Source organism: Streptomyces sp. NPDC040545 (genome assembly GCF_055595065.1).
Window position 1 is genome coordinate 289130 of sequence record NZ_JBVIWA010000007.1, and the last position, 23480, is coordinate 312609.

Annotated in this window: 22 protein-coding genes; 8 read left to right on the top strand and 14 right to left on the bottom strand. The window is 71.8% G+C overall.

Annotated features, from left to right (window positions below; all coding sequences use genetic code 11):
* Positions 1-19 precede the first annotated feature (19 nt).
* From ACZ573_RS17210 to ACZ573_RS17220, 3 genes are all read left to right on the top strand, one after another.
* Positions 20-856: a PP2C family protein-serine/threonine phosphatase gene (locus tag ACZ573_RS17210; RefSeq protein ID WP_471304603.1), complete on the top strand. Its 837-nt coding sequence runs from the start codon at positions 20-22 to the stop codon at positions 854-856.
* Positions 857-900: 44 nt separating this feature from the next.
* A complete protein-coding gene (locus ACZ573_RS17215) occupies positions 901-1863 on the top strand; it encodes an MASE1 domain-containing protein (protein WP_471304605.1) in 963 nt (320 codons plus the stop codon).
* 83 nt (positions 1864-1946) lie between these two features.
* On the top strand, positions 1947-2900 hold the full coding sequence (locus ACZ573_RS17220) for a hypothetical protein (RefSeq protein WP_471304608.1): 954 nt from the start codon (positions 1947-1949) through the stop codon (positions 2898-2900).
* 52 nt (positions 2901-2952) lie between these two features.
* Here ACZ573_RS17220 and ACZ573_RS17225 read toward each other — a convergent pair whose 3' ends face one another.
* The 11 genes from ACZ573_RS17225 to ACZ573_RS17275 all read right to left on the bottom strand — a co-directional run bounded on the left by ACZ573_RS17225 (position 2953) and on the right by ACZ573_RS17275 (position 13173).
* The gene (locus tag ACZ573_RS17225; RefSeq protein WP_471304610.1) at positions 2953-3831 is read right to left on the bottom strand and encodes an alpha/beta hydrolase; all 879 of its coding nucleotides are present in this window, start codon (positions 3829-3831) and stop codon (positions 2953-2955) included.
* A gap of 171 nt (positions 3832-4002) precedes the next feature.
* The gene (gene kynU / locus ACZ573_RS17230; RefSeq protein WP_471304613.1) at positions 4003-5226 is read right to left on the bottom strand and encodes a kynureninase; all 1224 of its coding nucleotides are present in this window, start codon (positions 5224-5226) and stop codon (positions 4003-4005) included.
* Positions 5219-6073, bottom strand: coding sequence for a tryptophan 2,3-dioxygenase family protein (locus tag ACZ573_RS17235; RefSeq protein ID WP_471304615.1), 855 nt, complete (start codon positions 6071-6073; stop codon positions 5219-5221). Before ACZ573_RS17235 ends, kynU begins: the two co-directional genes overlap by 8 nt.
* 165 nt (positions 6074-6238) lie before the next feature.
* Positions 6239-6652, bottom strand: a complete 414-nt coding sequence (locus tag ACZ573_RS17240; protein WP_471304619.1) for a DUF3151 domain-containing protein — start codon at positions 6650-6652, stop codon at positions 6239-6241.
* 250 nt (positions 6653-6902) lie between these two features.
* Positions 6903-7181 carry a hypothetical protein gene (locus tag ACZ573_RS17245; protein ID WP_471304620.1) on the bottom strand — a complete coding sequence of 93 codons (279 nt, stop codon included), beginning with the start codon at positions 7179-7181 and terminating at the stop codon, positions 6903-6905.
* A gap of 192 nt (positions 7182-7373) precedes the next feature.
* A complete protein-coding gene (fbaA, locus tag ACZ573_RS17250; RefSeq protein ID WP_471304623.1) occupies positions 7374-8396 on the bottom strand; it encodes a class II fructose-bisphosphate aldolase in 1023 nt (340 codons plus the stop codon).
* Positions 8397-8593: 197 nt separating this feature from the next.
* Entirely contained in the window at positions 8594-9133 is a 540-nt protein-coding gene (gene pyrE / locus ACZ573_RS17255) for an orotate phosphoribosyltransferase (protein WP_351147833.1), read from the bottom strand.
* 32 nt (positions 9134-9165) lie between these two features.
* A complete protein-coding gene (locus tag ACZ573_RS17260; RefSeq protein ID WP_471304626.1) occupies positions 9166-9954 on the bottom strand; it encodes an aldose epimerase family protein in 789 nt (262 codons plus the stop codon).
* Between the two features lie 32 nt (positions 9955-9986).
* Positions 9987-10832, bottom strand: coding sequence for an SRPBCC family protein (locus ACZ573_RS17265; protein ID WP_471304628.1), 846 nt, complete (start codon positions 10830-10832; stop codon positions 9987-9989).
* A gap of 33 nt (positions 10833-10865) precedes the next feature.
* Entirely contained in the window at positions 10866-12509 is a 1644-nt protein-coding gene (locus tag ACZ573_RS17270; RefSeq protein ID WP_471304629.1) for a polyamine aminopropyltransferase, read from the bottom strand.
* A gap of 115 nt (positions 12510-12624) precedes the next feature.
* On the bottom strand, positions 12625-13173 hold the full coding sequence (locus ACZ573_RS17275; RefSeq protein ID WP_471304631.1) for a DUF2617 family protein: 549 nt from the start codon (positions 13171-13173) through the stop codon (positions 12625-12627).
* Between the two features lie 693 nt (positions 13174-13866).
* Between ACZ573_RS17275 and ACZ573_RS17280 the strand changes: the two genes are divergently transcribed.
* On the top strand, positions 13867-15054 hold the full coding sequence (locus tag ACZ573_RS17280; protein ID WP_471304633.1) for a pyridoxal phosphate-dependent aminotransferase: 1188 nt from the start codon (positions 13867-13869) through the stop codon (positions 15052-15054).
* Between the two features lie 703 nt (positions 15055-15757).
* Entirely contained in the window at positions 15758-16948 is a 1191-nt protein-coding gene (locus ACZ573_RS17285) for a hypothetical protein (protein WP_471304636.1), read from the top strand.
* Positions 16949-16951: 3 nt separating this feature from the next.
* Here ACZ573_RS17285 and ACZ573_RS17290 read toward each other — a convergent pair whose 3' ends face one another.
* A complete protein-coding gene (locus ACZ573_RS17290; RefSeq protein ID WP_327736563.1) occupies positions 16952-17500 on the bottom strand; it encodes a type III secretion system chaperone family protein in 549 nt (182 codons plus the stop codon).
* Positions 17501-17628: 128 nt separating this feature from the next.
* Here ACZ573_RS17290 and ACZ573_RS17295 point away from each other — a divergent pair, with 128 nt between their 5' ends.
* Positions 17629-18093, top strand: coding sequence for a hypothetical protein (locus ACZ573_RS17295; protein ID WP_471304638.1), 465 nt, complete (start codon positions 17629-17631; stop codon positions 18091-18093).
* Positions 18094-18166: 73 nt separating this feature from the next.
* Here ACZ573_RS17295 and clpB read toward each other — a convergent pair whose 3' ends face one another.
* Positions 18167-20767 (bottom strand): ATP-dependent chaperone ClpB, encoded by a 2601-nt coding sequence (gene clpB, locus ACZ573_RS17300; protein ID WP_471304640.1) that lies wholly within the window; start codon positions 20765-20767, stop codon positions 18167-18169.
* Between the two features lie 123 nt (positions 20768-20890).
* On the opposite strand from clpB, the gene ACZ573_RS17305 reads away from it, so the two are divergent.
* On the top strand, positions 20891-21343 hold the full coding sequence (locus tag ACZ573_RS17305) for a pyridoxamine 5'-phosphate oxidase family protein (RefSeq protein ID WP_471304642.1): 453 nt from the start codon (positions 20891-20893) through the stop codon (positions 21341-21343).
* A gap of 134 nt (positions 21344-21477) precedes the next feature.
* Here ACZ573_RS17305 and ACZ573_RS17310 read toward each other — a convergent pair whose 3' ends face one another.
* Complete coding sequence (locus ACZ573_RS17310) at positions 21478-21792, bottom strand: Rieske (2Fe-2S) protein (RefSeq protein WP_030383724.1); 315 nt, start codon at positions 21790-21792, stop codon at positions 21478-21480.
* Positions 21793-22145: 353 nt separating this feature from the next.
* On the opposite strand from ACZ573_RS17310, the gene ACZ573_RS17315 reads away from it, so the two are divergent.
* Entirely contained in the window at positions 22146-23222 is a 1077-nt protein-coding gene (locus ACZ573_RS17315) for a helix-turn-helix transcriptional regulator (protein WP_471304646.1), read from the top strand.
* Positions 23223-23480 lie beyond the last annotated feature (258 nt).

Consider the following 23480-nt stretch of genomic DNA (forward strand, 5'->3'; position numbering starts at 1 on the left):
ATGCACCTCGGAGCGTTCCGTGACTCCTCGCCGTGCCCCGCGGGCGGCCAGCGCCGACCTGCTCAGCACGCTCGGGCGGCTCGCCGACCAGGCCCGCCGTGGAGTGGAGCTGCAGCAGGCCCGGGTGGACCTGGCCGAGGCGCTGCAGAGCGAGATGCTGCCCGCCTCGCTGCCCGCGCTGCCGGGCCTGCGGACCGCCGCCCGGTACGCGCCCGCCCGGCACGGCCTGGACATCGGCGGCGACTGGTACGACGGCTTCCGGCTGCCCGAGGGAGCCCTCGCCTTCTGCATCGGTGACGTCCAGGGCCACGATGTGGAGGCGGCGGCCTTCATGGGGCAGGTACGGATCTGCCTGCGGGCCGTGGCAGCCGTCGTCGTCGATCCGGGCGAGGTGCTGAGCCGGGCCAACGAGGTGCTGCTCTCCATGGACCGCGACCTCTTCGCGACCTGCAGTCTGCTCCGCTTCGATCCGGAGACACGGGAGCTGGAGACCGCCCGGGCCGGCCATGTTCCGTCGGTCTGGGCCACCGTCGACGGCGAGTACGGCATAGCCGAGGAGGACGGCGGGCTGCCGCTGAACCTGATGCCCGGGGCGGGGTACGCGGTGACCCGCCGCCGGCTCACGAAGGCGGGGTCGATCGTGCTGCTCACCGACGGTGTGGTCGAGGGTCCGAAGTTCCCGATCGAGGTGGGACTGGAGCGGGTGGCCAAGGTGGTGCGGGAGGCCGCGGGCGCCGATCCGGGCGAGCTGGCCGCCGAGGTGATGAAGGTGGCCGACTCCACGGGCCACGCCGACGACGCCGCCGTGCTCGTGCTCAGCCATGACGCCCGGCCCGATCCGCAAGAAAGCCCGTAGCGCGTGTCACGGCCCGCGGGGACGCCGGGCTGTTGTCTGATGCTGTGGTGCGCACCGAGGGATGGCGACGTCTGCCCGCAGCTCTGCTGCCGATCCTCGCCGTCGCCGTCGCCTACTACCTGGGCGGACTGATCGGCCTGCACCAGCGTGTGGTCGTCAACGACGCCGAGGTCACCCCCCTGTGGCTGCCGACGGGCGTCGCGGTGACCTCCCTGCTCTGGCTGGGCCTGCGGGCGTGGCCGGGGATCGCGCTCGGTACGTACCTCACCATCGAGCAGATCACCGATTTCGACCCGCCCGGCCTGATCATCGTCGCGGGGAACGTCCTGGCCCCCGTGTGCGCGTACCTGATGCTGCGCCGGGCGGGTTTCCGTACCGAGTTGGACCGGCTGCGGGACGCCCTGGCGCTGGTCTTCCTGGGCGGTCTGTGGCCCATGCTGATCAGCGCCACGATCGGGACCTGGACGCTGGTGCTCACCGGTGACCTGCCGCTGTCGCAGTTCTGGCCCGTCTGGTCGGCCTGGTGGGCCGGGGACGCGATGGGCGTGCTCGTGCTGACCCCCCTGCTCCTCGTCCTGCGCAGGGTCGTGGGAGCCCGGCGGCCCCTGGACGGCTACCGCGCGGCCGAGGCCGCGGTCCTGGCGGTCACCGCAGTCGTCGTCACCCTGGTGGTCACCCGGAGCACCCTCTCGCTGCTCTTCCTCGTCTTCCCCGTGATCATCTGGGCGGCCGTACGCTTCCAGCTCGCCGGGAGCGCTCCGGTCACCCTGCTGGTCTCGGTCCTGACGATCTCGGCGGCGACCGGCCACGTCGGGCCGTTCGCCGACCACACCCTCCTGGAAGTCATGATCAACCTCCAGGCGTTCAACGGCGCGGCGGCCCTGACCGGGCTGCTGCTGGCGGCCCTGGTCACCGAGCAGAACAACGTCCGTCTGAAGATCGAGCAGGTCTGCGAGGACCTGGCGGAACTGGTGGAACACCTGGCTCCGGGCAAGCCGGATCGCTAGGAAGCGGCCCCCAAGTGACGGGGCGTCGGGTGTCGGAGGCGGGCCTTAGGGTCGGGGCGCGACACGAACGACAGGAGACCTCCATGCCGTCAGGGCACCCGCAGCAGATACCCGCTCAGGCCCGGCCGACCGGGCCCCGGCCGCTGGCGCCGGTCCCCTTCGACGTGGAGGCGGTCTTCCCGGAACTGACCGGATCGGCCCGCGAGGTGACCCTGCTCTACCCCCGGGCAGGGTCACCGGGCCCGGGTGACAGTTCCCTCGGCGGACCGCTGCTGTGGCCGGCGGACGAGCCCTGGCCGATGTGCGCCGAACCGGACCACTACGAGCCGCTCGCCCCGCCCGTCGGGCCCGAGCCGGTCGCGATGGTCCCGGTGGTCCAGCTGTACGCCCGGGACGTGCCCGGCCTCGTCTTCCCGGCCGGGACCGACCTGTTGCAGATCCTGTGGTGCCCGCTCGTCCACGCGGACGCCCCGTACGCGGCCGCCCCCCGGCTGCACTGGCGCAGCGCGGCGGCGACGGCCGCGGGTGCCGTCGCCGGGGAACCGCCGCGCCCGCACACCGCCGACGAGGAGTTCCTGCCCCGCCCGTGCACGGTGTCCCCGACGCCCGCGGTGGAATACCCGAACGGGGACATGCCGGAGGGACTCGGCGATCTGCTCGGTGAGCGGTTCGAGAGTCTGCAGGAGGAGCGGGGCTACGACTACTTCGAGGTGGCCACCACGCAGCAGAGCAAGGTCGGCGGATACCCGGGGTGGACCCAGCCGCCCTCCTGGCCCGACTGCGCGGGCTGCTGCACCCGTATGGAACACCTGCTCAGCGTCACCGCGACCGAACCGGGCACGGGCCGCTGGCTTCCCCTGGACGACCGGGACCCCCGCCAGGAGGGGATCGCGACCCCGTCGTGGCGGGCCGAGGCGGACCCGGCCGCCGTGGACGGATTCGGGCACGGCATGTGCCTGGGCGACCTCGGCGGCATGTACTTCTTCGTCTGCCGCAGCTGCCCGGACACCCCGTACGCCCACCGCTACGACTGCTGAGCTACGACTGCTGAGCACCGGCCCCGGCCGCAGGGGGCCGGGCCGCCGGGCGCTACCAGGCCAGCTGCGAGATCTCCTCGGCGACCACCGCGCACGCGTCCGCCGCCGGGTCGATCAGCGGGAAGTGACCGACCGCGTCCAGCAGGGTCAGCCCGACCATCTCCCCCGCCTTCGCGGCCGCCGCCACATACGCCTCGGCGACCTGCTGCGGGACCACGATGTCGTCCCGGCCCTGCACCACCGCCGTGGCGATCCCCGTCGGCAGCAGCGAGGCCGGATCGGCGTACGGCAGCCGCTCGCCCCAGTGGTCCGCCCCGCCCAGCAGCTGTGCGCTCGCGCCGCCGCACACGCCCAGTTCCTCCGCCACCGCGAAGTCCGCGATCGGGGCCAGCGCCACGACGCCCCGCAGCATCGGCGGGGAAGGCAGCCGCCACGGGGAGCCGGCCGGGAGCACGTGCCGGGCCGCGGCCCACAGCGCGAGGTGGCCGCCCGCCGAGTGGCCGGTGACGACCGTGCGGCGGACGTCGGCCTGCGGGAGCGCGTCGGCCGCCAGCCCCGGAAGGGCGTCCATCGCGGCGGCGACATCGTCGAAGGTCTCCGGCCAGCGCCCGGCGACCGGCCCCTCTGCGTTCTGGTGCGGCAGTGAACTGCCGCGCCGGTACTCGACGTTGGCGACGGCGAAACCCCGGCGGGCCAGGAAGTCCGCGAACGGCGTGACGTGCTGCCGGTCGTACGGGGCCCGCCACGCGCCCCCGTGCAGCAGCACCACGAGCGGGGCCGGCCCCTGGGTCTCGCCGCGCGGGGCGTAGAAGTCGACGACGTGGTCGGGGTGTTCCCCGTACGCGGCGGTCACGTCCGGCGCCACGGCCGGGTGGGCGAAGGCCGAGGCGGCCTCCGCGGCGTCCCGTTCCACTGCGGCGGGGTCCGTCATCGGCTCAACCTCTCGGTAACGCGTGGGACAGCGGGGACAGATGTTCCGGTGGTCCGGCAGAGCGGGACCGTATCAGTCCGGAACAGGCGCTTCCGTGCGGGGCCCGGAATATGACCGGGCGGACGGAGCCGTAGCCCCGCCCGCCCGGTGATGTGACGTTTCGCTACCGAGTCACCCGAAAATGTGACCCAGTGTCCGCGCGGCACGCTCGGCGTCGGCGAAACCGACGTAGAGCGGGGTGAAGCCGAAGCGCAGGACGTCGGGTGCCCGGAAGTCGCCGATGACGCCGCGGGAGATGAGCTCCCCCATGACCTCACGGGCGTTCTCGGTCCGCAGCGAGATCTGGCTCCCGCGGCGGCCGTGCTCGGCCGGGGTGACCGACTCGACCCGGCCCTGCGGGACGTACGCCGCCACGCATTCGAGGAAGAAGTCGGTCAGGGCGAGGGACTTGGCCCGTACGGCTTCGACGGACACTCCGTCCCAGGCGTCGAGCGCCGACTCCAGGGCCAGCATGGACAGGATGTCCGGCGTGCCGACGCGCCCACGGGTCGCGCCCGTGGCCGCCTCGAAGGCCGGGGTCATCGCGAACGGATCCGCGTGACCGTTCCAGCCCGGGAGCGGGGAGTCGAAGCCGGCCTGGTGGCGGGCGGCGATGTACAGGTACGCGGGGGCGCCGGGGCCGCCGTTGAGGTACTTGTACGTGCAGCCCACCGCGAGGTCGACGGCGTGCGCGTCGAGGCCTACGGGGAGGGCGCCGGCGGAGTGGCACAGGTCCCAGACCGTGATCGCCCCGGCGGCGCGGGCCGCCGTGGTGAGCGCGGGGAGGTCGTGGAGCCGTCCGCTGCGGTAGTCGACGTGGTTGAGGAGGACCACGGCGGTGTCCGCGTCCATGGCCTCGGCCGCGTGCGAGGGGTCCACCGGGACGACGGTCAGGCCCGTCATCCGGGCCGCCGACTCCGCGATGTAGCCGTCGGTGGGGAAGGTGGCGGCGTCGACCAGCAGCTTCGTCCGGCCGGGCGCCGCGAGACGGGCGGCGCCGACCAGGGCCTTGAAGAGGTTGACGCTGGTGGAGTCACCGACGACCACCTGGCCGGGGGCCGCGCCGATGAGCGGGGCGATCTTGTCGCCGATCCGCTCGGGCGCGGTCCACCAGCCGCTCTCGTCCCAGGACCGGATGAGGAGCTCGCCCCACTGCCGGGCGACGACGTCGGCGGTGGTGTCCGCGACCCCGGCCGGCAGGGCGCCGAGGGAGTTGCCGTCCAGGTAGACGACCCCGGCGGGGAGGGTGAAGCGCTCGCGGAGCTTCGCGAGCTCGTCGCAAGCGTCCAGCTCGGCCGCACGGCTGCGGAGGTCCGCCGCCGGGTCCGCCGCTATGTCGTGGGAGGTGTCAGACATAGCTGCGCGCCGTCCAGAGCTCCGGGAAGACGTTCTTCGTCGCGCGCTTCTCCAGCCAGGTCACGCCGGCCGAGCCGCCCGTGCCCGTCTTCGCTCCCATCGCGCGGCGGGTGGCGACCAGGTGGTCGTTGCGCCAGCGCCAGACGAGCTCGGCGACGTCCGTGAGGACCTCGCCGAGGCGGTGCAGGTCCACGGTCCCGCTGTCGTCCGGGGTGGCGTACAGGCCCGTCCAGACGGCCTCGACCTCGGCCGAGGGCTCGTAGCGCAGCGACAGGTCGCGGTTCAGGACGGCGTCCGGGACCGGCAGGCCGCGGCGGGCGAGCAGGCGCAGCACCTCGTCGTAGAGGCTGGGCTCGTGCAGGGCCTTCTCCAGCTCCGCGTGGACGCGCGGGGCGCCCCGGTGCGGGACCAACATGGAGGCGGACTTCTCGCCGAGCAGGAACTCCATCCGGCGGTACATCGCCGACTGGAAACCGGAGCCTTCGCCGAGGGCGGCGCGGTAGGCGTTGAACTGTCCCGGGGTGAGCTGGGCGAGCGGGCGCCAGGAGGCGTTGAGGGCCTCCAGTTCGCGGAGGGAACGTTTCAGCGCATCCATCGCGACCGGGATGCGGTCCTCGCGCAGGGCCTTCGCGGCGGTTTCCCACTCATGGACGATGACCGTGAACCACAGCTCCATGACCTGGGTCGTGACCAGGAAGACCATCTCGCCCGGGTCGTCCGAGCGCAGGTGCTGGAGATGGGTGAGAACGTCCGCCTGGACGTAGTCCTCGTACGGGGTCGTGCCGTCGAAGTCGAGGTTCGGGGTTTCCGACCCGCCGACTCCGGAGGCATCAAGGGTTTTCGACATCGCTGTCTCCTCGACACGTGCTTCCGGGTAGCGGTCCGCCCCTTCCGTGAGGTGAGTGGAGCCCCGGTCCCCTGCCCGCAGCATAGGACACCGGCGCGTCGGCGCTCCAGCGGGGAGTGACACAGACCACACAATTCGGTGCGTGTCACTCCCCGCCGTACGGACTCAGGCGCTCAGCGTGTCCGCGGCCGTCGGGGACGAGTCGCGCAGGAAGGTCGAGCAGCGCTCGTACTCCTCCTTCTCGCCGATCGCCTCGGCCGCACGGGCCAGGGCGTGCAGGGCGCGCAGGAAGCCGCGGTTCGGCTCATGCTCCCACGGGACCGGGCCGTGGCCCTTCCATCCGGCGCGGCGCAGCGCGTCGAGGCCGCGGTGGTAGCCCGTACGGGCGTAGGCGTACGACTCGACCGTATTACCGGCGGCGAAGGCCTCGTCGGCGAGGATCGCCCAGGCGAGGGACGACGTGGGGTGCGTGGCCGCCACCTCGACGGCGGGGGTGCCGGCGGCGATGGCCTCGCGGCCCGGCTCGTCGGGCAGGTGGGTGGGGGCGGGGCCCCCGAGCAGGTTCTGGTGAATGGACATGCCCCCAGTCTGCCGGGTGCGGTGGTCCGCAAAACCCGCTGTCCCCTCGCTGTCCCCTCGCTGTCGCCGCGCCGCCGTATGCACCGGTCCGCGGCCCCACACCCCTGCCGCGTCAGGGGCATTGCCGGGTGCGGGAGCGTGGGACCCGGTGTCCTTCGGCGTTACCGCACAGCCGTGTGCGGTCCTGCGGGCCCTCGGCGGCGGGCGCGTCCGCGGGCGGGAGCGGGCCCGTGAGGTGGGGAGGGCCGGGTCAGCTCGCGGGGGCGGTCGCCCCGACCGGCTCGCGGGTGGCGGGCGGACGCGCTGTCAAGGCCGGCTGCGTGGCGGAGCAGTCGCACCGGGGGACCTCGTTCGGACCGTGCAGCACCCTCGCGCCGCGGCCCGGCGCGGTGTCGAGCCGGGCCGCCACCGCCGGGACCACGATGCTCGGCAGCATGCTCGTGCAGAGCGCCGAGATCTCCCGGTCCAGGTCGAGCGCGAGGGTCTGCGCCATCACGTCGAGCCCCACCTGCGTGCGTTCGGCCCTCATGTGCACCAGCCCTCTCCCCGCCCGGACCGATCGGTCCGTACATGCCCCCAGCACGTACTGCCGGGGGCAGTTCACACCATCGTGCGGTCACCGTCCACCGCCGCCGTCACCCCTGCCGGGGGGAACGCCGCAGGGCCCGGCCTCCGTCGTGGGACGGGGACCGGGCCCTGCGGTGCGGCTCGCTGTGGGCGACTACTTCAGCTTGGTGCCGGAGGAGCGCAGGTTCGCGCAGGCCTCGGCGACGCGCGCGGCCATGCCCGCCTCGGCGGCCTTGCCCCAGGTGCGGGGGTCGTACTTGGACTTCGTGCCGACCTCGCCGTCGACCTTCAGCACACCGGCGTAGTTGGTGAACATGTGGTCCACGACCGGGCGGGTGAAGGCGTACTGGGTGTCGGTGTCGAGGTTCATCTTCACGACGCCGTTCTCCAGCGCGGTGGCGATCTCCTCGGCCGTGGAGCCCGAGCCGCCGTGGAAGACGAAGTCGAACGGCGAGGCCTTGCCGTACTTCTCGGCGACACCGGCCTGGAGGTCCTTGAGGAGCTCGGGACGCAGGACGACGTTGCCCGGCTTGTAGACGCCGTGGACGTTGCCGAAGGAGGCGGCCAGCAGGTAGCGGCCCTTCTCGCCCAGGCCGAGGGCCTCGGCGGTACGGATCGCGTCGTCGACGGTGGTGTACAGCTCGTCGTTGATCTCGTGGCTGACGCCGTCCTCCTCGCCGCCGGTCGGGGTGATCTCGACCTCAAGGATGATCTTGGCGGCGACGGCCTTGGCGAGCAGTTCCTGGCCGATGGCCAGGTTGTCGGCCAGGGTCTCGGCGGAGCCGTCCCACATGTGCGACTGGAAGAGCGGGTTCAGACCGCGGGCCACACGCTCGGCGGAGATGTCGAGCAGCGGACGTACGTAGCCGTCCAGCTTGTCCTTCGGGCAGTGGTCCGTGTGCAGGGCGACCGTGATGTCGTACTTGGCGGCCACGATGTGCGCGAACTCGGCCAGGGCGACCGCGCCGGTGACCATGTCCTTGTTGTACTGGCCACCCAGGAACTCCGCACCACCGGTGGAGATCTGGATGATGCCGTCGCTCTCGGCCTCCGCGAAGCCGCGCAGGGCAGCGTGCAGGGTCTGGGAGGAGGTCACATTGATGGCCGGGTAGGCGAACTTGCCTGCCTTCGCCCGGTCGAGCATCTCGTTGTAGACCTCGGGGGTTGCGATGGGCATCTGCCGGCTCCTTGGATGTGCGGGGAGTGTGCTTATTGCGGGCCCTGACCTGGGGGCGACGTCATCGTCGCGCCTATCTTTCCAGACTCAGCGCAGGGGTCCAGACTGCCGGTCTCACGTGGTGGGCGAACGGCCCGGGATGTTTCACGTGAAACACACCGGGCGCCCGGGAAAGAGCAGGTCAGACCGGTCCGGGCCTAGGAGAGGCCGAGATCCTGGAGGAGGTACCCGGTGAGGTAGGGCAGGCCCGCCGCGGCGATCGCGTCGGCCGCACCGCGGTCGACGATCGTGGCAACGGCGACGACCTCGCCGCCGGCCTCGCGGACCGCCTCGACGGCGGTCAGCGGGGACCCGCCGGTGGTCGAGGTGTCCTCGACCACCAGGCAGCGCTTGCCCTTCACGTCGGTGCCCTCGATACGGCGCTGCATGCCGTGGGCCTTCTGCGCCTTGCGGACGACGAAGGCGTCCAGGCGCTCACCGCGCGCGGCGGAGGCGTGCAGCATCGAGGTCGCGACCGGGTCGGCGCCCAGGGTCAGACCGCCGACGCAGTCGAAGTCGAGGTCGGCCGTGAGGTCGAGCATGACCTGGCCGACCAGCGGGGCCGCCTCGCCGTCGAGGGTGATCCGGCGGAGGTCGATGTAGTAGTCGGCCTCACGACCGGAGGAGAGGATCACCTTGCCGTGCACGACGGCCTTGTCCTTGATCTGCTGCAGAAGCGCATCGCGTACGTCACTCATGCTCTGAGCTTAGAGGGGGCCGAGTAGAGGGCCTAGCCGAGCCGGCGCCATGTCCAGGTGGTGGAGACCTCCAGCGGATCCACCGGGGTGACCAGGCGCGGGAGGGTGTTCAGTCCGTTCGGCGGACCCGACTGGGGCTCCACGCAGACGGCCTCGGGCTCCTCGTCGTAGATGACCACCCATTCGGCCCTGCTGGTGACCCGCAGTTCGAGGGCGCCGGGCCAGGTGAGGGTGACGTCGACGCCGTGCGGCATGCCGAAGCAGTCGTCCCAGGGGCGGGGCTTCGGGTCGATGCGGTTGCCGGTGGGGATGTGGTCGGCGCCGCGCTCCTCCTGCCACGCGGGCTCGAAGGAGACCTCCGCGTCCGGCCCGCCGGTGCCGAGGTTGCGCAGGAACCACGGGTGCCAGCCGACCTGGGCCGGGAAGGAGTCCCCGTACGTCTCGACGCCCATGGTGAGGGTCAGCGAGTCCTCGGCGAGCGTGACGACCTGGGTCACGCGGCCGGGGTAGGGCCACGGGTCGGTGAGGTCGTAGGTGAAGGCGGCCTCGGTGGCGGTGGCCCCGGCCGGGCGCCAGGGCGCGTCGCGGCCGAAGCCGTGGAGAGCGTGCGGCGGGTGGTTGAGCGGCATCTGATGGACTGTCGCGCCGTCGCGGAACTGCCCGTTCGCCGTCCGGCCGCACCAGGGGACCATCGGAAAGGCCCCGAACCTCGGCCCCTGGCGCAGCAGTTCCGTTCCGTCGATGCCCAGGCTGCTGATCCGGCAGCCGTTCTCCTGGTCGACCGTCACCTCGGCGCCGCCGGCGCTCAGTTGCGTACTCATGCCGTCGACCCTAATGCGGCCGGGCCCGCTGATCAGCGACGGCGCCGCAGGGCACGGCCGATGACGACTGCCGAGGCGAGCGCGAAGGCGGCGGCCGGGGCGATCCAGCGCAGGCTGTCACCGGCGCCGGCGGAGGCGGGCGCGGGGACCGGGGCGTACCGCCCGCGCGGCGGCGCGTGGTCCACCTCCTCCGCGCTGCGGCCGATCATGGTGCGGCGGGCGTGGGCGGCCTCGGCCGGGGGCCGGGGGGCTCCGTCGGGGCCCTCGAGCCGGCCGGCGAGGAAGGGGTCCAGGGACGGCGGCGGTACGTCGGTCTCGAAGAGGGAGGCGGTGACCTCGGTGACGTCGTCCTCGCCTGACCCCGGACCCGCTGCGTCCTCTCCGCCTTCGCCGCCCTCCGCTTCCTCGGCTTCCTCGGCTTCGGCCACCGGGTCGCTCACGGCGTCGGGCGCGGAGCCGAGGGTCAGCTGTCCGGCGGCCCGGTCCAGCAGCCGCCGTACGGCGGTGGTCGCGGCCTCCGCCGGGAAGGCGGCGGCGCGTCCGTCGGCGGTGACCTCGGCGGTGAAGTCGAGGCGGGTCCCGTCCGGGATCGGGACCAGCCGCAGGCCGAGGGCGAACTTCACGGTCCCGCTGCCCCGGACCTCCGCGCCCTCACCCTCGAAGGTGAAGTGCCCGGGGTCGCGCTCGGTGACGGCCAGGGCGCCCCGGTAGGTCACGGTGCTCCCGCCGACCCGGACCTTGAGCCGACCCGAGACCGGCCCGGCATCGGTGTCGGCATCCTGCTGGAGTCCCGGCACGCACCGGGCCACCCGGGCGGGGTCGCGCAGCACAGCGCGGAGATCGTCTGCCGGTACCGGGACGAACACCTGATGCTCCATGTGGTCGAGCCTACCGACGAGACCCGCACCGGGTCACGAATACCGCGGGTGCGGCAGCGTCGACGGCGGCAGTCCGGGCACCCGGGTGCGTTCCGCGTCACGTGCGGCGTCCTGCAGGGAGCGGGTCGACAGCGAGCGCAGGGCGGGCGTGTCGCGGTCCACGCGCAGGTGCGGATCCGCGTCCCTGGCGGCCAGGACGAAGCCCCAATCCTGCGGCGGTGCGTCGGTCACGCCGTGGGGGGTGCGGTCGGGGCCGGCGGCGAAGCCCGTGAGGCGGCCGCCCGCACTGTAGGGGGCGGTGCGCAGGCCGGCCGCGCGCAGGGTGGAGTCGACGGTCCAGTACGCACGCGGGCGCGTGGCCAGCGGTCCGGCGTGCACGGCGATGCGGCCCCCGGGGCGCAAGGCCCGCGCGGCCAGCCCGTAGAACTCCTGCGAGTACAGCTTCGTGCTGGGGGTGATGCCCGGGTCGGGGAGGTCGGAGACGATGACGTCGAAGCGGTCGCCGGCGGCCGGCCCCCGCAGCCAGCGGAAGGCGTCCTGTGTGACGACGGCGAGGCGCGGGTCCTCGTACACCCGGGCGTTGAGCGCGGAGAGCATCGGATCGGTGCGGGCCAGGCGGACCACCCCGGGGTCGAGTTCGACAACGGTGACGGAGGAGACGTCCCGGTAGCGGAGCACCTCGCGCGCGGCCAGCCCGTCACCGCCGCCGAGGACCAGGACGCGGGTGTGCGGGCCGGTCATCGCGGGGTGGACCAGGGCCTCGTGGTAGCGGTACTCGTCGTAGCCGCTGACCCGCAGCCGTCCGTCCAGGTAGAGGTCGAGGGAGCGCGGGGAACCGGTCCGCGGTCCGGTGAGCACCAGCTCCTGCACCCCGGTCTGGACGGCGACCCGCACCTCCCCGCCGTAGACGGCGCGCCGGGCGGTCCGCTCGAAGTCGTCGGCGAGGACGGTCGCGGAGGCGAGCACGGCCAGGACGGTCACGTTCGCGCCGATCAGCAGCCAGCGGCAGCGCCTGCTCAGATCCGGGCGGAACAGCCACAGGACCAGCCCTCCGCCGACGATCACGTTGACGGTGCCGGTGACCATGGCGCCGGTGAGCTGGCCGAGCACCGGGAGCAGCAGGAAGGGGAAGGCGAGGCCGCCGACGAGGGCGCCCACGTAGTCGGCGGCGAACAGGTCGGCGACGGCCCCGCCCGCGTCCTGTCTGCGGATGCGCTGGATGAGGACCATCAGCAGCGGGATCTCCGCGCCGATGAGCACCCCGATGGCGAAGGAGAAGGCGACGAGCGCGGGGCGGGACTCCCCCAGCCAGGCGAAGCTCGCGTACAGCGCCATGGCCGACAGCCCGCCGAGGAGGGCCAGCGCGGCCTCGATGGCGCCGAAACCGAAGGCGGGCCGGTGGCGGAAGCGCTTGGCGAGCAGGGAGCCGACGCCCATGGCGAAGACCATGACGGACAGCACGACCGACGCCTGGGTGACGGAGTCGCCGATGAGGTAGGTGCCGAGGGCGAGCAGCTCCAGCTCGTACACGAGCCCGCAGGCGGCGCAGATGAATACGGTGGCCAGGACGAGGAGTCGGCCGGTCCGGGGCCGTACGGGCAGGGCGGCCGGGACGGTCGCGGCGCCCCGAGGCTCCGGAGCCGGGAGCACCCGGCGCGGGACGGAACGGTCGATCATGCAGCGAACCGTACGTCACCGCCTCGCTGCATCCGGTCACCCACATGGGTGCAAGTGGCGTACTGATCCCGCCAGTTGGCGTAACCATGGCGGGATAATCGCGCCCCGGCGCCCGCTACAGCAGCGCGGGTGATTCCAGGGCCGCCGCGGCGGGTGCCCCGATCCGTGCGCCCACCCGCGTCCGGGTGGCCACCAGCTGGCCCTCCTGCGGGTACGCGTGCCAGGTCCGCCAGCGCACCTGGCCCTCGTAGCGCTGCGCGAGCATGGCGGTGAAGGCGTGCGGACTTCCGGGAAAGGTCCCCGCCAGTCCGTTCGGGTGATCGGCCACCAGTGCGAGCAACTCCTGGGCCCGCCCGGCGAAGGAGCCGCGGGAGAGGGTCTCGACCCGCGCGGCGAACTCGTACTCCCAGTCGCCCACCCGCTTGGCCACGCCGAGCGGCAGCGGCGTACTGCTGCCGGGCATACAGGCGACGGTCTCCGAGCAGAGCACCTCCCCCTCCTCCAGAAGCACCTGGTGGGACGCGCCGAGCAGGCGCAACTCCACCTTCGCACCCGAAAGTTCGAGGTTCAGTACGGCCAGGGCGGGCAGCCGGTCCCGACCCAGGGCCCAGGCGAGATCGGCGGCACGCGTGTCGGTGTATGAGGTCTGGAGGGTCGTGAGCATGAGTCGGCTCCGCAAACGCGCGAGGGAGATGGGCCGGGGCCCGCCAGCGGTAGCAAGCACGGGTGGGGGGAAACCGGCACGGGTCCACAGGAAGTCCAGGGAGGTCCGAGGACTGGTCTACTCAACCGAGGGAATCATGAAAGGCACGGCACTCACAGCGTTTTTACCCAACTTGCTGGGGTTTACATCCCCCCGGGGGCTCCGCAGTTCACGTGTTCAACAGGTTGCGTCCCGCGCGTCGTCATGCATCGGCGAACGAGTCGTCACGCAGGGGCGAACGACGAGGACGCCCGACGGAAACGGGACCGTCGAACGCCCTCCTCCATGCGGTGCCGGGCTGCCCCGTGTCAGCTGGAACCGCACCCCCCGCCGCCGCACGAGGACGACGAGCCGCAGGACGAGGAAGAGCCACAGCCCGAGCCTCCGCCCCCGTCCACCCACGAGCTGCCGCTGCTCTTGCGGCGGCCCCCGGTCTGCCCGCTCTTGGCCGAACGGGCTGCGATCACCACGACGAACGCGATGATCAGGAATGCGCCAACGATGAAGACGAACATGCGGTCCGCCCTTCTCTCACGCCCCGGTCTTCCCGGGGGAGCGGGATCCCCGCGTCCCGCGTGAAGAAGGGATGCCCCGGGTCCGCGCGGCCCAAAGCACACTTGAGGAAGTCCAGAGGTTGCCCTCAGGATGACGACCATGACCACCCCCGTGAGCAGCGACCGCCCCTTCCTGAACCGCCGCCTGGCGGCCTTCGGCACGACGATCTTCGCGGAGATGTCGGCGCTGGCCGCGCGCACCGGTTCGATCAACCTCGGCCAGGGTTTCCCCGACACCGACGGCCCCGCGCAGATCGCCGAGACGGCCTCCCGCGCGGTCCTCACGGGACTCGGCAACCAGTACCCGCCCGGCCCCGGCGTCCCCGAGCTGCGCACCGCGATCGCCGCACACCAGCAGCGCTTCTACGGGCTCGGCCTCGACCCCGACACCGAGGTCCTCGTCACGGCGGGCGCCACGGAGGCCATCGCCGCCTCCCTCCTCGCCCTGCTGGAGCCGGGCGACGAGGTCATCGCCCTGGAGCCGTACTACGACTCGTACGCGGCCTGCATCGCCATGGCCGGCGCGGTACGCGTCCCCGTCACCCTGCGCCCGCACGCCGGAGCCTTCGCCCTCGACCTGGACGAACTGCGCGCCGCCGTCACCCCGCGCACCCGCCTGCTGCTCCTGAACACCCCGCACAACCCGACGGGCACCGTCCTGACCCCGGCCGAGCTCTCGGCGATCGCCGAGCTGGCGGTCGAGCGCGACCTGCTGGTCGTCACGGACGAGGTGTACGAGCACCTCGTCTTCGAGGGCGCCCACACCCCCCTGGCGGGCCTGCCCGGCATGCGCGAGCGCACGGTCACCATCTCCTCGGCCGGGAAGACCTTCTCGTTCACGGGCTGGAAGGTCGGCTGGGTCACCGCGCCCCCGGAGCTGATCACGGCGGTCCGCTCGGCGAAGCAGTTCCTCACCTACGTCTCCTCGGGCCCCTTCCAGTACGCGATCGCCGAGGCCCTCGCCCTGCCCGACAGCTACTACGACGCCTTCCGCGCCGACCTGGCCGCCAAGCGCGACATCCTCGCCGACGGCCTCGCGGCGGCCGGCTTCGAGGTCTTCCGCCCGCAGGGCACGTACTTCATCACCACCGACATCACCCCCCTGGGCGAGAAGGACGGCCTCGCCTTCTGCCGCGCCCTCCCGGAACGCTGCGGCGTGGTCGCCATCCCGAACCAGGTCTTCTACGACGACAAGGCCGCGGGCCGGACGCAGGTCCGCTGGGCCTTCTGCAAGCGGACGGTTGTATTGCAGGAGGCGGTTGAGCGCCTCGGTCGGCTGGCCCGCTGAGAGCGAGCCAGATGGACGTGCGGGCGTGGGGCCCGGCCTTTCAGCCGGCCCCGTGCCGCACGGGAGAGACGAGCTGTTCAGTGTCCTTCGGGTGCCGAGTAGACGCGTATACGAGAACGACGGTCGATGTCTCAGGGCTGACCAGGTAGCGCACGCGGCCACCGCTTGTGACCTCGAACTCCCCCTGGTCCAGCAGCGATCCCTTCCGCTCCTTCGTGGCGAGCCTTCCACGGAGCTGATGCTGACGGTTCCAGTTGTCACGCGACAACGGGTCGGTGCGCAGCGCCTCAAGGCAGCGGTGGGCGCTGTGCAGCGCAGCACAGCTCCTCCCACCCCGTCACCGCATCGGTTGTCCCGAAGACGACGTTCCATCCGCTCAGCGGCGGAACGCTGACACGATCGCCCTTCTTCGGGCTCACCCGCCCGCCTCGACCGGACCCAGGTCCTCCCCGTCGAGCGGACGCAGCCGATGCTCACGCCTTGCCCTTCTGCAAGCGCGAGGACGTCCTGCGCGAGGCCGCCGAGCGGGTGCGCCGGCTCTGAGCAGCGTCCCGGCGATCGCTTTCGGATGGGCCGTTCCCACACCGGCCACCCCGCGTCCTTGCGGGGTTGTAGGGCCGGTGTGAAGCTGTGCGTCGTGCAAGTGCCCGAAGCCCTCACCGCCGGGTGAGCGGACCCACCGCGAGCTGGAGAGTCGGGATTCATGGCAACGGGCAGAGCGGCCGTGTCCGCGTCGCCGCTGGAGATGCGCGCGGTCCGGGCCGTGCGGTCGGCCGCGCCGGCCACCGTGCTCGCGCTCGGGGTGTTCGCCGCCGTGCGCGGGGCCGGGGTGCTGGTGCTCGGCCTCGGGGCCTGGTGGGCCGGGCGGGATCCGCTGAAGGTGCTCGGCAGGTCCTGGGACTCGGACTGGTACCTCCGGATCGCCGCCCACGGCTACGGACGGACCCTGATGTGGCCCGAGGCCGTCACCGGGACCGGGCCCGTCCAGAGCGACTACGCCTTCTTCCCGCTCTACCCCACCCTGATACGGCTCGTCTCCTCGATACTGCCCGGCGGGATGGTCCCCGCCGCGCTCCTCGTCGCGTGGGTCTCCGCCGCCGTGGCCGCCCTCGGGATCTACCGGGTCGGGGAGCGGGTGATCGGCCCGCGCGCCGGACTGCTGCTCGTGGGGCTGTGGGCGGCCCTGCCGCACGCGGTGGTGCTCACCCTCGCCTATACCGAGGCCCTGCTGGCCGCCCTCGCCTCCTGGGCGCTGTACGCCCTGCTGCGCGACCGCTGGCTGTGGGCCGCCGGCCTGGCCGTAGCGGCCGGGCTGACCCGGCCCACCGGGCTGGCCGTGGCGGCCGCCGTCTCGGCCATGGCCCTGTACGCGATCGTCGTACGAAGATCCCGGGCACCCGAGGTGTGGCTGGCCGGGCTGGTGGCGCCGGCCGGCTGGACGGCGTACGTCCTGGCCGTCGGGGTGAAGGTCAGCGACCCCTTCGGCGGCTACTTCGCCGTGCAGCGCGGCTGGGGCTCCCGCTTCGATTTCGGCGTCGGGGCGCTGCGCTCCGCCGAACGGGTGCTGACCGGCGGGCACGTGCCGCTCGCCACCACCGTGACGGTGGTCCTGCTGGCCATGGCCGGGCTGCTGGCGGTGCTGCTGCTCCTGGACCGCACCCCGCTGCCGCTGCTCGCGTACACCACGGTCCTGCTGGTCATCGGCTTCGGCGGGGCCGGCTTCTTCGAGTCCAAGCCGCGCTTCCTGCTGCCGGCCTTCCCGCTGCTCCTGCCGCTGGCCGCCGTCATGGCGAGAGCCCGGCCGCGCACCGCGGTCGTGGTGACCGCGGTGGTGGCCGGGCTCGGTTACGGCTACGGGCTGTATCTGCTGCTGATCGCCCGTGTACCGCTGTAACGGCTAGCTGTTGGTGTCGCCGTTGCTGTCGTCGTCGTCGCCGTCGGTGGAGTCGATGTCCTGCTCCAGGCCGAGCTGCTCGACGAGCCACTTGTCGAACTCGATGGACGCGCGGACCCAGCTGACCGTGGAGGACACGAAGTGCTCCAGGTTGACGCCGGTGCCGATCAGCATCTGCGCCTCACCGATCAGGCGGACCGAGCCGTCGTCGTGGGTGTGGCTGTAGACCTTCGGCCACAGGGTGCGGCGGTTCCAGTCGTCGATCGACTCGAGAAGCTGCGGCTTCTCGTCGATCTTGTGCGGACGGTCGTAGAAGGTCCGCACCGAGAAGACCTGCTGCTCGTCCTCGCCGCGGAACATGAAGTACGTGCGGAACTCCTCCCACGGCGCCGCGAGGTCACCCTCGTCGTCGACGACGTACTTGAGCTCCATCTGCTCCAGCAGCTGCTTGACCAGATCCTGGTCGGGGACGACGGGGCCCGCCGGTCCTGTGGCCTGCGGATCGGGCTGCTGCCCTCCGAAGTTCGGAATCGAGGCCGGGTCGATGCTCACCGTGTTTTCCCTTCGTGCGGATACCTGCATCCTCCCCCATCGCGCCCACCTTGTGTCCAGCCCCGCACGTACGATCCGCTCCGGGCGGAACGAGTAAGAACCGAGTAAGAACCAGGTAAGGGGGGCGCATGGCCCTGCGCGGCACATTCAAGCTGGTCATGGGGCCGGCGCTGGCCGTCGGTGCCGCCGTGTGCGCCGTGGTGCTGTGGCAGGTCACGGAGGATCCGGGCGACGAAGGCGGCCCCCGGGGGACGGCCGACTGCGCGGAGGTGATGGCGTTCGCCCGGATGGCCCCGCCGGCGGGCCTGCGGGACGGCACGTGCGACCGGACCGGGGCGGCGGACGGCCGTGCGACGGTCCTGGGCACGTTCCGCATCGAGCACGCCGATGTCGAGGCGTGGCTCGCGTCCTTCCCGAAGGCGCCGGAGCAGGTCGTCTGCCCCGGTCCCCGGCCGGAGAACTACGACCCGGAGAGCGAGGGGTGCTTCGCCCTCGCCCACGACGAGCCGCAGCCCGGCCGGGCGGCCGGGCTGCGGCTGCGGATCACTCCGGAGGTCGGGACGACCGCGAAGATCCGCTTCGACGCCTCCTGAGGCGGCCGACGCCGATCTGAGCCGGTGTCCTGGGCTGGTGTCCTGGGCTGGTCTCCTGACGACGGCGCCCCGCTCAGAGGGCCTTGCCGACCAGCAGGTCCTCGCCCGCGACGTCGACCCGTACGGTGTCGCCGTCCCGGACCTCGCCGGAGAGGATCTCCTTCGCCAGCCGGTCGCCGATCGCCGTCTGGATCAGGCGGCGCAGCGGCCGGGCGCCGTACGCCGGGTCGTTGCCCTTCTCGGCCAGCCAGGCCAGGGCCTCGGGCGTGACGTCCAGGGACAGCCTGCGGTCGGCCAGGCGCCGGGCCAGGCGTCCGATCTGGAGCTGCGCGATGTGCGCGAGCTCGTCCTGGGTCAGCGCGGAGAAGACCACCAGGTCGTCCAGGCGGTTGAGGAACTCCGGCTTGAAGGAGGCCCGCACCACGTCCAGGACCTGCTGCTTCTTCTGCTCCGGCGGGGTCAGCGGATCCACCAGGAACTGGCTGCCCAGGTTCGAGGTGAGGATCAGGATGGCGTTGCGGAAGTCCACGGTGCGGCCCTGGCCGTCCGTGAGCCGGCCGTCGTCCAGGACCTGGAGCAGGACGTCGAAGACCTCGGGGTGGGCCTTCTCCACCTCGTCCAGGAGCACCACGCTGTACGGGCGGCGGCGCACGGCCTCGGTGAGCTGACCGCCCTCCTCGTAGCCGACGTAGCCGGGCGGGGCACCGACGAGACGGGCCACGCTGTGCTTCTCGCCGTACTCCGACATGTCGATGCGGACCATGGCCCGTTCGTCGTCGAAGAGGAAGTCCGCGAGCGCCTTGGCCAGCTCCGTCTTGCCCACGCCCGTCGGGCCGAGGAAGAGGAAGGAACCGGTCGGGCGGTCCGGGTCGGCGATGCCGGCCCGGGTGCGGCGCACGGCGTCGGACACGGCCCGTACGGCCTCGCCCTGGCCGATCAGGCGGCGGCCCAGCTCGTCCTCCATGCGCAGCAGCTTCTGGGTCTCGCCCTCCAGCAGCCGGCCGGCCGGGATGCCGGTCCAGGCGCCCACCACGTCGGCGATGTCGTCGGGTCCGACCTCGTCCTTGACCATCGAGTCCTTGGAGTGTCCGGTCTTGGAGGCCTCTTCCTCCTCCTCCGTGGCCTCGGCCAGCTCGCGCTCCAGAGCCGGGATCTCCCCGTAGAGCAGCTTGGAGGCGGTGTCGAAGTCGCCGTCACGCTGGGCGCGCTCGGCCTGCCCGCGCAGGTCGTCCAGGCGCTCCTTGAGCTCACCGACGCGGTTGAGGGACTGCTTCTCCTTCTCCCAGCGGGCGGTCAGCCCGCGCAGCTCCTCCTCCCGGTCCGCGAGGTCCTTGCGGATCTTCTCCAGGCGCTCGATCGAGGCCGGGTCGGACTCGTTCTTCAGGGCCAGCTCCTCCATCCGCAGGCGGTCCACGGAACGCTGGAGCTCGTCGATCTCCAGCGGGGAGGAGTCGATCTCCATGCGCAGCCGGGACGCGGCCTCGTCGACGAGGTCGATGGCCTTGTCGGGGAGGAAGCGGGAGGTGATGTACCGGTCGGAGAGCGTCGCGGCGGCCACCAGCGCGCTGTCGTTGATGACGACCTTGTGGTGCGCCTCGTAGCGGCCCTTGAGGCCGCGCAGGATCGCGATCGTGTCCTCGACGGACGGCTCGGCGACCAGCACCTGCTGGAAGCGCCGCTCCAGCGCCGGGTCCTTCTCGATCCGCTCGCGGTACTCGTCGAGCGTGGTCGCGCCGACCATCCGCAGCTCGCCGCGGGCCAGCATGGGCTTGAGCATGTTGCCCGCGTCCATGGCGGAGTCGCCGCCGGCGCCCGCGCCGACGACCGTGTGCAGCTCGTCGATGAAGGTGATGATCTGGCCGTCGCTCGACTTGATCTCGGCCAGTACGGTCTTCAGCCGCTCCTCGAACTCGCCGCGGTACTTGGCGCCGGCGACCATCGCGCCGAGGTCCAGGGAGACGAGGCGCTTGTTCTTCAGGGACTCGGGGACGTCTCCCTTGACGATGCGCTGGGCCAGGCCCTCGACGACGGCGGTCTTGCCGACGCCGGGCTCGCCGATGAGCACGGGGTTGTTCTTCGTCCGGCGCGAGAGCACCTGGACGACGCGCCGGATCTCATGGTCACGGCCGATGACCGGGTCGAGCTTGCCCTCACGCGCCGCTGCCGTGAAGTCGGTGCCGAACTTCTCCAGGGCCTTGTACTGGCCCTCGGGGTCGGGGGTGGTCACCCGCCGTCCTCCTCGTGCGTTCTCGAAGGCGTCGAGCAGCTTCTTCGCCGTCGCGCCCTGGGTGGAAAGGACCTCGCCGGCCGCGCCGCCCTTGGCGGCGAGGGCGATGAGGAGGTGTTCGGTGGAGAGGTAGTCGTCGCCGAGCTTGCCGGCCTGCGCGTCCGCCTCGGCGAGTACGGCGAGCAGGTCCCGGGTGGGCTGCGGGGGCGCGACGGTGGAGCCGGTGACGCTGGGCAGGGCGGCGAGCAGCCGCTCGGCCCCGGCCCGCACGGCGGCCTGGTCGGCGTCGGTGGCGACCAGCAGGTCGATGACGTTCTCGTTGTCCTCGCCGGCGAGGAGGGCCAGCAGCAGGTGCGCGGGGGTCAGGTCCGCATGACCGTCCTTGACGGCCCTGCTGGTGGCCGCGTTCAGCGCGTCGCGGCTCTTGTTGGTCAGTTCGGCGTCCACTGCGACTTCTCCTCTCCCCGAGGGGTAGCTCCCACGACAACACTGACAGAGTCAGCGTATGCAAAGTTGAGTCTATTCCACTCAAGGCAAGTGGGGACACCGTTGCCCCGTACCCTTCGGGCCATGTCCCATGACGTACTCAACCCGACGCCCGAGTACCTCGCCTTCTGGCGGGAGCGGCACGTCTGCACCCTGACCACCCCGCGCCCCGACGGCACGCCGCACGTGGTGCCGGTGGGGGTGACGTACGACCCGGAGGCCGGCCTGGCCCGGGTGATCAGCAACCGGCACAGCAAGAAGGTGCGCAACATCCTGGCGGCGCAGGAGGTGCACGAGGCGCAGGAGGCGCAGGCGGAGCGGCCGGACGGCGCGCCGGTGGGCGCGCGGGTCGCGGTCTGCCAGATGGAAGGGCGCCGCTGGGCCACGCTGGAGGGCCGCGCAGTGATCCGCACGGACGAGGCGTCGGTCGCCGACGCGGTCGCGCGCTACGCGGAGCGCTACGGGCGCACGCCCTCGCCCAATCCCGACCGGGTCGTCATGGAGATCACCCTGGACCGGGCCATGGGGCGCGCGTGAGCCGTTGATTCTTCATCTTGTCCGGTTCGCGCACTGGACGCGGACATCACAACGGCGCCATCGTGGTCAGGTCCACGATGGCGCCGTTGTGTGGGGGTAGCGCCTGAGCGATCTGGAACGACGGGGGAATCGCTTCAGGCACTGCGGGGGGTGGCGGTGGTGATATCGGGTTCGAAGAGCTGGTGGTCACGCTGATCGAGATTGACGAAGACCATTCCGTAGCGCACCTCGCAGCGGACGGGCTGCGGCGCGCCCCGCGGGCGGCGCAGGCACCGGTAGGCACGTACGTCCTCGTCCTCCTCGCGCACGACGACGATCGGTTGGCCGAACAGGGTGACCATCAACGAGTCGCCAGGGTGGGGGATGGCCGTGGCGAGATCGATGAACTGCCAGCCCGAACGGTAGGCGGAGGCCATCTCGCGGCGGAAGCCGCGATCGTCGGGGGTCATGCGGACACCGTCACAGGCGCATCGGTCCAACCCGTATCGCCGTTTCCGCCCAGCAGGCCGCTGGTCCATCCGGTGTCCGCGTACTTACCCGCGGGCGCCGTGGTCCAGCCCGTGTCGTCCGTGCTCGTCAGGCTCGTGCCCTGACCGTCCCTAGCGCTCCCCGCGTCACTTTCGACGGCGCTGACTGCCCCAAAAACCGCAACGGCGGAGAAAACTATGGCAAGCACCGAGCGAAGCATTCTCTTGTACATGGTCGGCTTCGTCCTCACTTGATGGAATCCTCTCCCCCGCGTGACAGACGATGGCTCATTCAGGCACGTCAATGCCACAGGGACGATGCATCATGTTCTTGCATGTTCAGGACCCTGGGGGGTGGAGATTTGACGCGAAACCAGACAAAGGCGACACATCCCCACCCTGTGACGTCCATGTGCGCCGAGGGGACGCGGCTCTACGCGACCGCGCTGAGCACCGGCCGGATCGCCCGGGGCGAGATCCAGAACGCCCCCTGCCTGCTTGAATTCGCTCTCCTGCAGCCCGACCCGGATGACGCGAACCAGCTCCGTCCGGTTCCCCCGTCCGTAGCTTTGGCTCAACGGCTCCATCCGATTGAACGCGAGATCCAGGACCGCCGGCGCAGCGCTGTAGATCTCACCGACACTTTCGAGCCTTTCCTGGCCATCAGCGCACAGAGCCCGGCCAACACGCACGCCATCACGGTGCTGGAGGGCTTCGAACAGATCAATGCCGCCCTGAACCTCGCGACGGCCGAATGTCATACCGAGGTGCTGACGGTCCAGCCGGGCGGCGCCCGGCCCTCCCTGGCCCTCACCCAGGCCCTGGAGCGCGACCAGCCGCTGATCGACCGCGGGGTCAGCATACGGACCCTGTACCAGCACACCGCACGGCACAGCCAGGGCACGCTCGCCTACGTGGAGCGGATCTCGACGGGCAAGGTGGAGATCCGCACCCTGGAGGAGCTGATCGAACGCCTGATCATCTTCGACCGCACGGTGGCCTTCATCCCCGTGAGCGACGACCGCCGGGTCGCCCTGGAGCTGCGCCACCCGGGCCTGGTCGACTACCTCATCAAGGTCTTCGAGCAGCTGTGGCACCGCGCGGTGCCCCTCCAGGAGGAAGTGACCTACCGCAGCACCCCCGGCGGGATCTCAGGCGTGCAGCGGACCATCGCCCAGCTCCTGATCGAGGGCCACGTCGACGAGGCCATCGCGCGCCGCCTCGGCATGAATGTCCGTACCTGCCGGGCGCACATCGCCAAGCTCGCCACCACCCTCGGCAGCGGCAGCCGCGCGCAGCTCGGCTATCTCATCGCCCAGGCCGGCATCCTGGGCCGGCCCTCCTGCCCGGAGCAGGACTCCGACGGGCATCCGGACCACGAGGACCACGACCGGGACCAGGAAGGTCTCTGAAACTCCGCCGGCAGCGCTCGCACCACCCCCAGGTGACAGAAGAACGGCGCCCTCCCCGGTGTTGTTGGGGGAGGGCGCCTGTGTCGTGCGTGTGTGGTGTTGTTGTGGCTTATCCGATGGTGAGGAAGGTGCTCCAGCCGTCTTCGTCGCGTCCGGTGGCGTCGCCGTAGCCGGTGGTGCCGCCCTGGAAGTAGTACTGGTGGCCGTCGGAGGCCTGGACTCCCCAGATGTCGGGGATGCCGTCTCCGGTGTTGTCCT

Excerpts from the sequence above, each read along its gene's own strand:
- ACZ573_RS17220 (WP_471304608.1), top strand. The coding sequence starts at position 1,947 with ATGCCGTCAGGGCACCCGCAGCAGATACCCGCTCAGGCCCGGCCGACC.
- ACZ573_RS17225 (WP_471304610.1), bottom strand. The coding sequence starts at position 3,831 with ATGACGGACCCCGCCGCAGTGGAACGGGACGCCGCGGAGGCCGCCTCG.
- kynU (WP_471304613.1), bottom strand. The coding sequence starts at position 5,226 with ATGTCTGACACCTCCCACGACATAGCGGCGGACCCGGCGGCGGACCTC.
- ACZ573_RS17235 (WP_471304615.1), bottom strand. The coding sequence starts at position 6,073 with ATGTCGAAAACCCTTGATGCCTCCGGAGTCGGCGGGTCGGAAACCCCG.
- ACZ573_RS17240 (WP_471304619.1), bottom strand. The coding sequence starts at position 6,652 with ATGTCCATTCACCAGAACCTGCTCGGGGGCCCCGCCCCCACCCACCTG.
- ACZ573_RS17245 (WP_471304620.1), bottom strand. The coding sequence starts at position 7,181 with ATGAGGGCCGAACGCACGCAGGTGGGGCTCGACGTGATGGCGCAGACC.
- fbaA (WP_471304623.1), bottom strand. The coding sequence starts at position 8,396 with ATGCCCATCGCAACCCCCGAGGTCTACAACGAGATGCTCGACCGGGCG.
- pyrE (WP_351147833.1), bottom strand. The coding sequence starts at position 9,133 with ATGAGTGACGTACGCGATGCGCTTCTGCAGCAGATCAAGGACAAGGCC.
- ACZ573_RS17260 (WP_471304626.1), bottom strand. The coding sequence starts at position 9,954 with ATGAGTACGCAACTGAGCGCCGGCGGCGCCGAGGTGACGGTCGACCAG.
- ACZ573_RS17265 (WP_471304628.1), bottom strand. The coding sequence starts at position 10,832 with ATGGAGCATCAGGTGTTCGTCCCGGTACCGGCAGACGATCTCCGCGCT.
- ACZ573_RS17270 (WP_471304629.1), bottom strand. The coding sequence starts at position 12,509 with ATGATCGACCGTTCCGTCCCGCGCCGGGTGCTCCCGGCTCCGGAGCCT.
- ACZ573_RS17275 (WP_471304631.1), bottom strand. The coding sequence starts at position 13,173 with ATGCTCACGACCCTCCAGACCTCATACACCGACACGCGTGCCGCCGAT.
- ACZ573_RS17280 (WP_471304633.1), top strand. The coding sequence starts at position 13,867 with ATGACCACCCCCGTGAGCAGCGACCGCCCCTTCCTGAACCGCCGCCTG.
- ACZ573_RS17285 (WP_471304636.1), top strand. The coding sequence starts at position 15,758 with ATGGCAACGGGCAGAGCGGCCGTGTCCGCGTCGCCGCTGGAGATGCGC.
- ACZ573_RS17295 (WP_471304638.1), top strand. The coding sequence starts at position 17,629 with ATGGCCCTGCGCGGCACATTCAAGCTGGTCATGGGGCCGGCGCTGGCC.
- ACZ573_RS17305 (WP_471304642.1), top strand. The coding sequence starts at position 20,891 with ATGTCCCATGACGTACTCAACCCGACGCCCGAGTACCTCGCCTTCTGG.
- ACZ573_RS17310 (WP_030383724.1), bottom strand. The coding sequence starts at position 21,792 with ATGACCCCCGACGATCGCGGCTTCCGCCGCGAGATGGCCTCCGCCTAC.
- ACZ573_RS17315 (WP_471304646.1), top strand. The coding sequence starts at position 22,146 with ATGTTCAGGACCCTGGGGGGTGGAGATTTGACGCGAAACCAGACAAAG.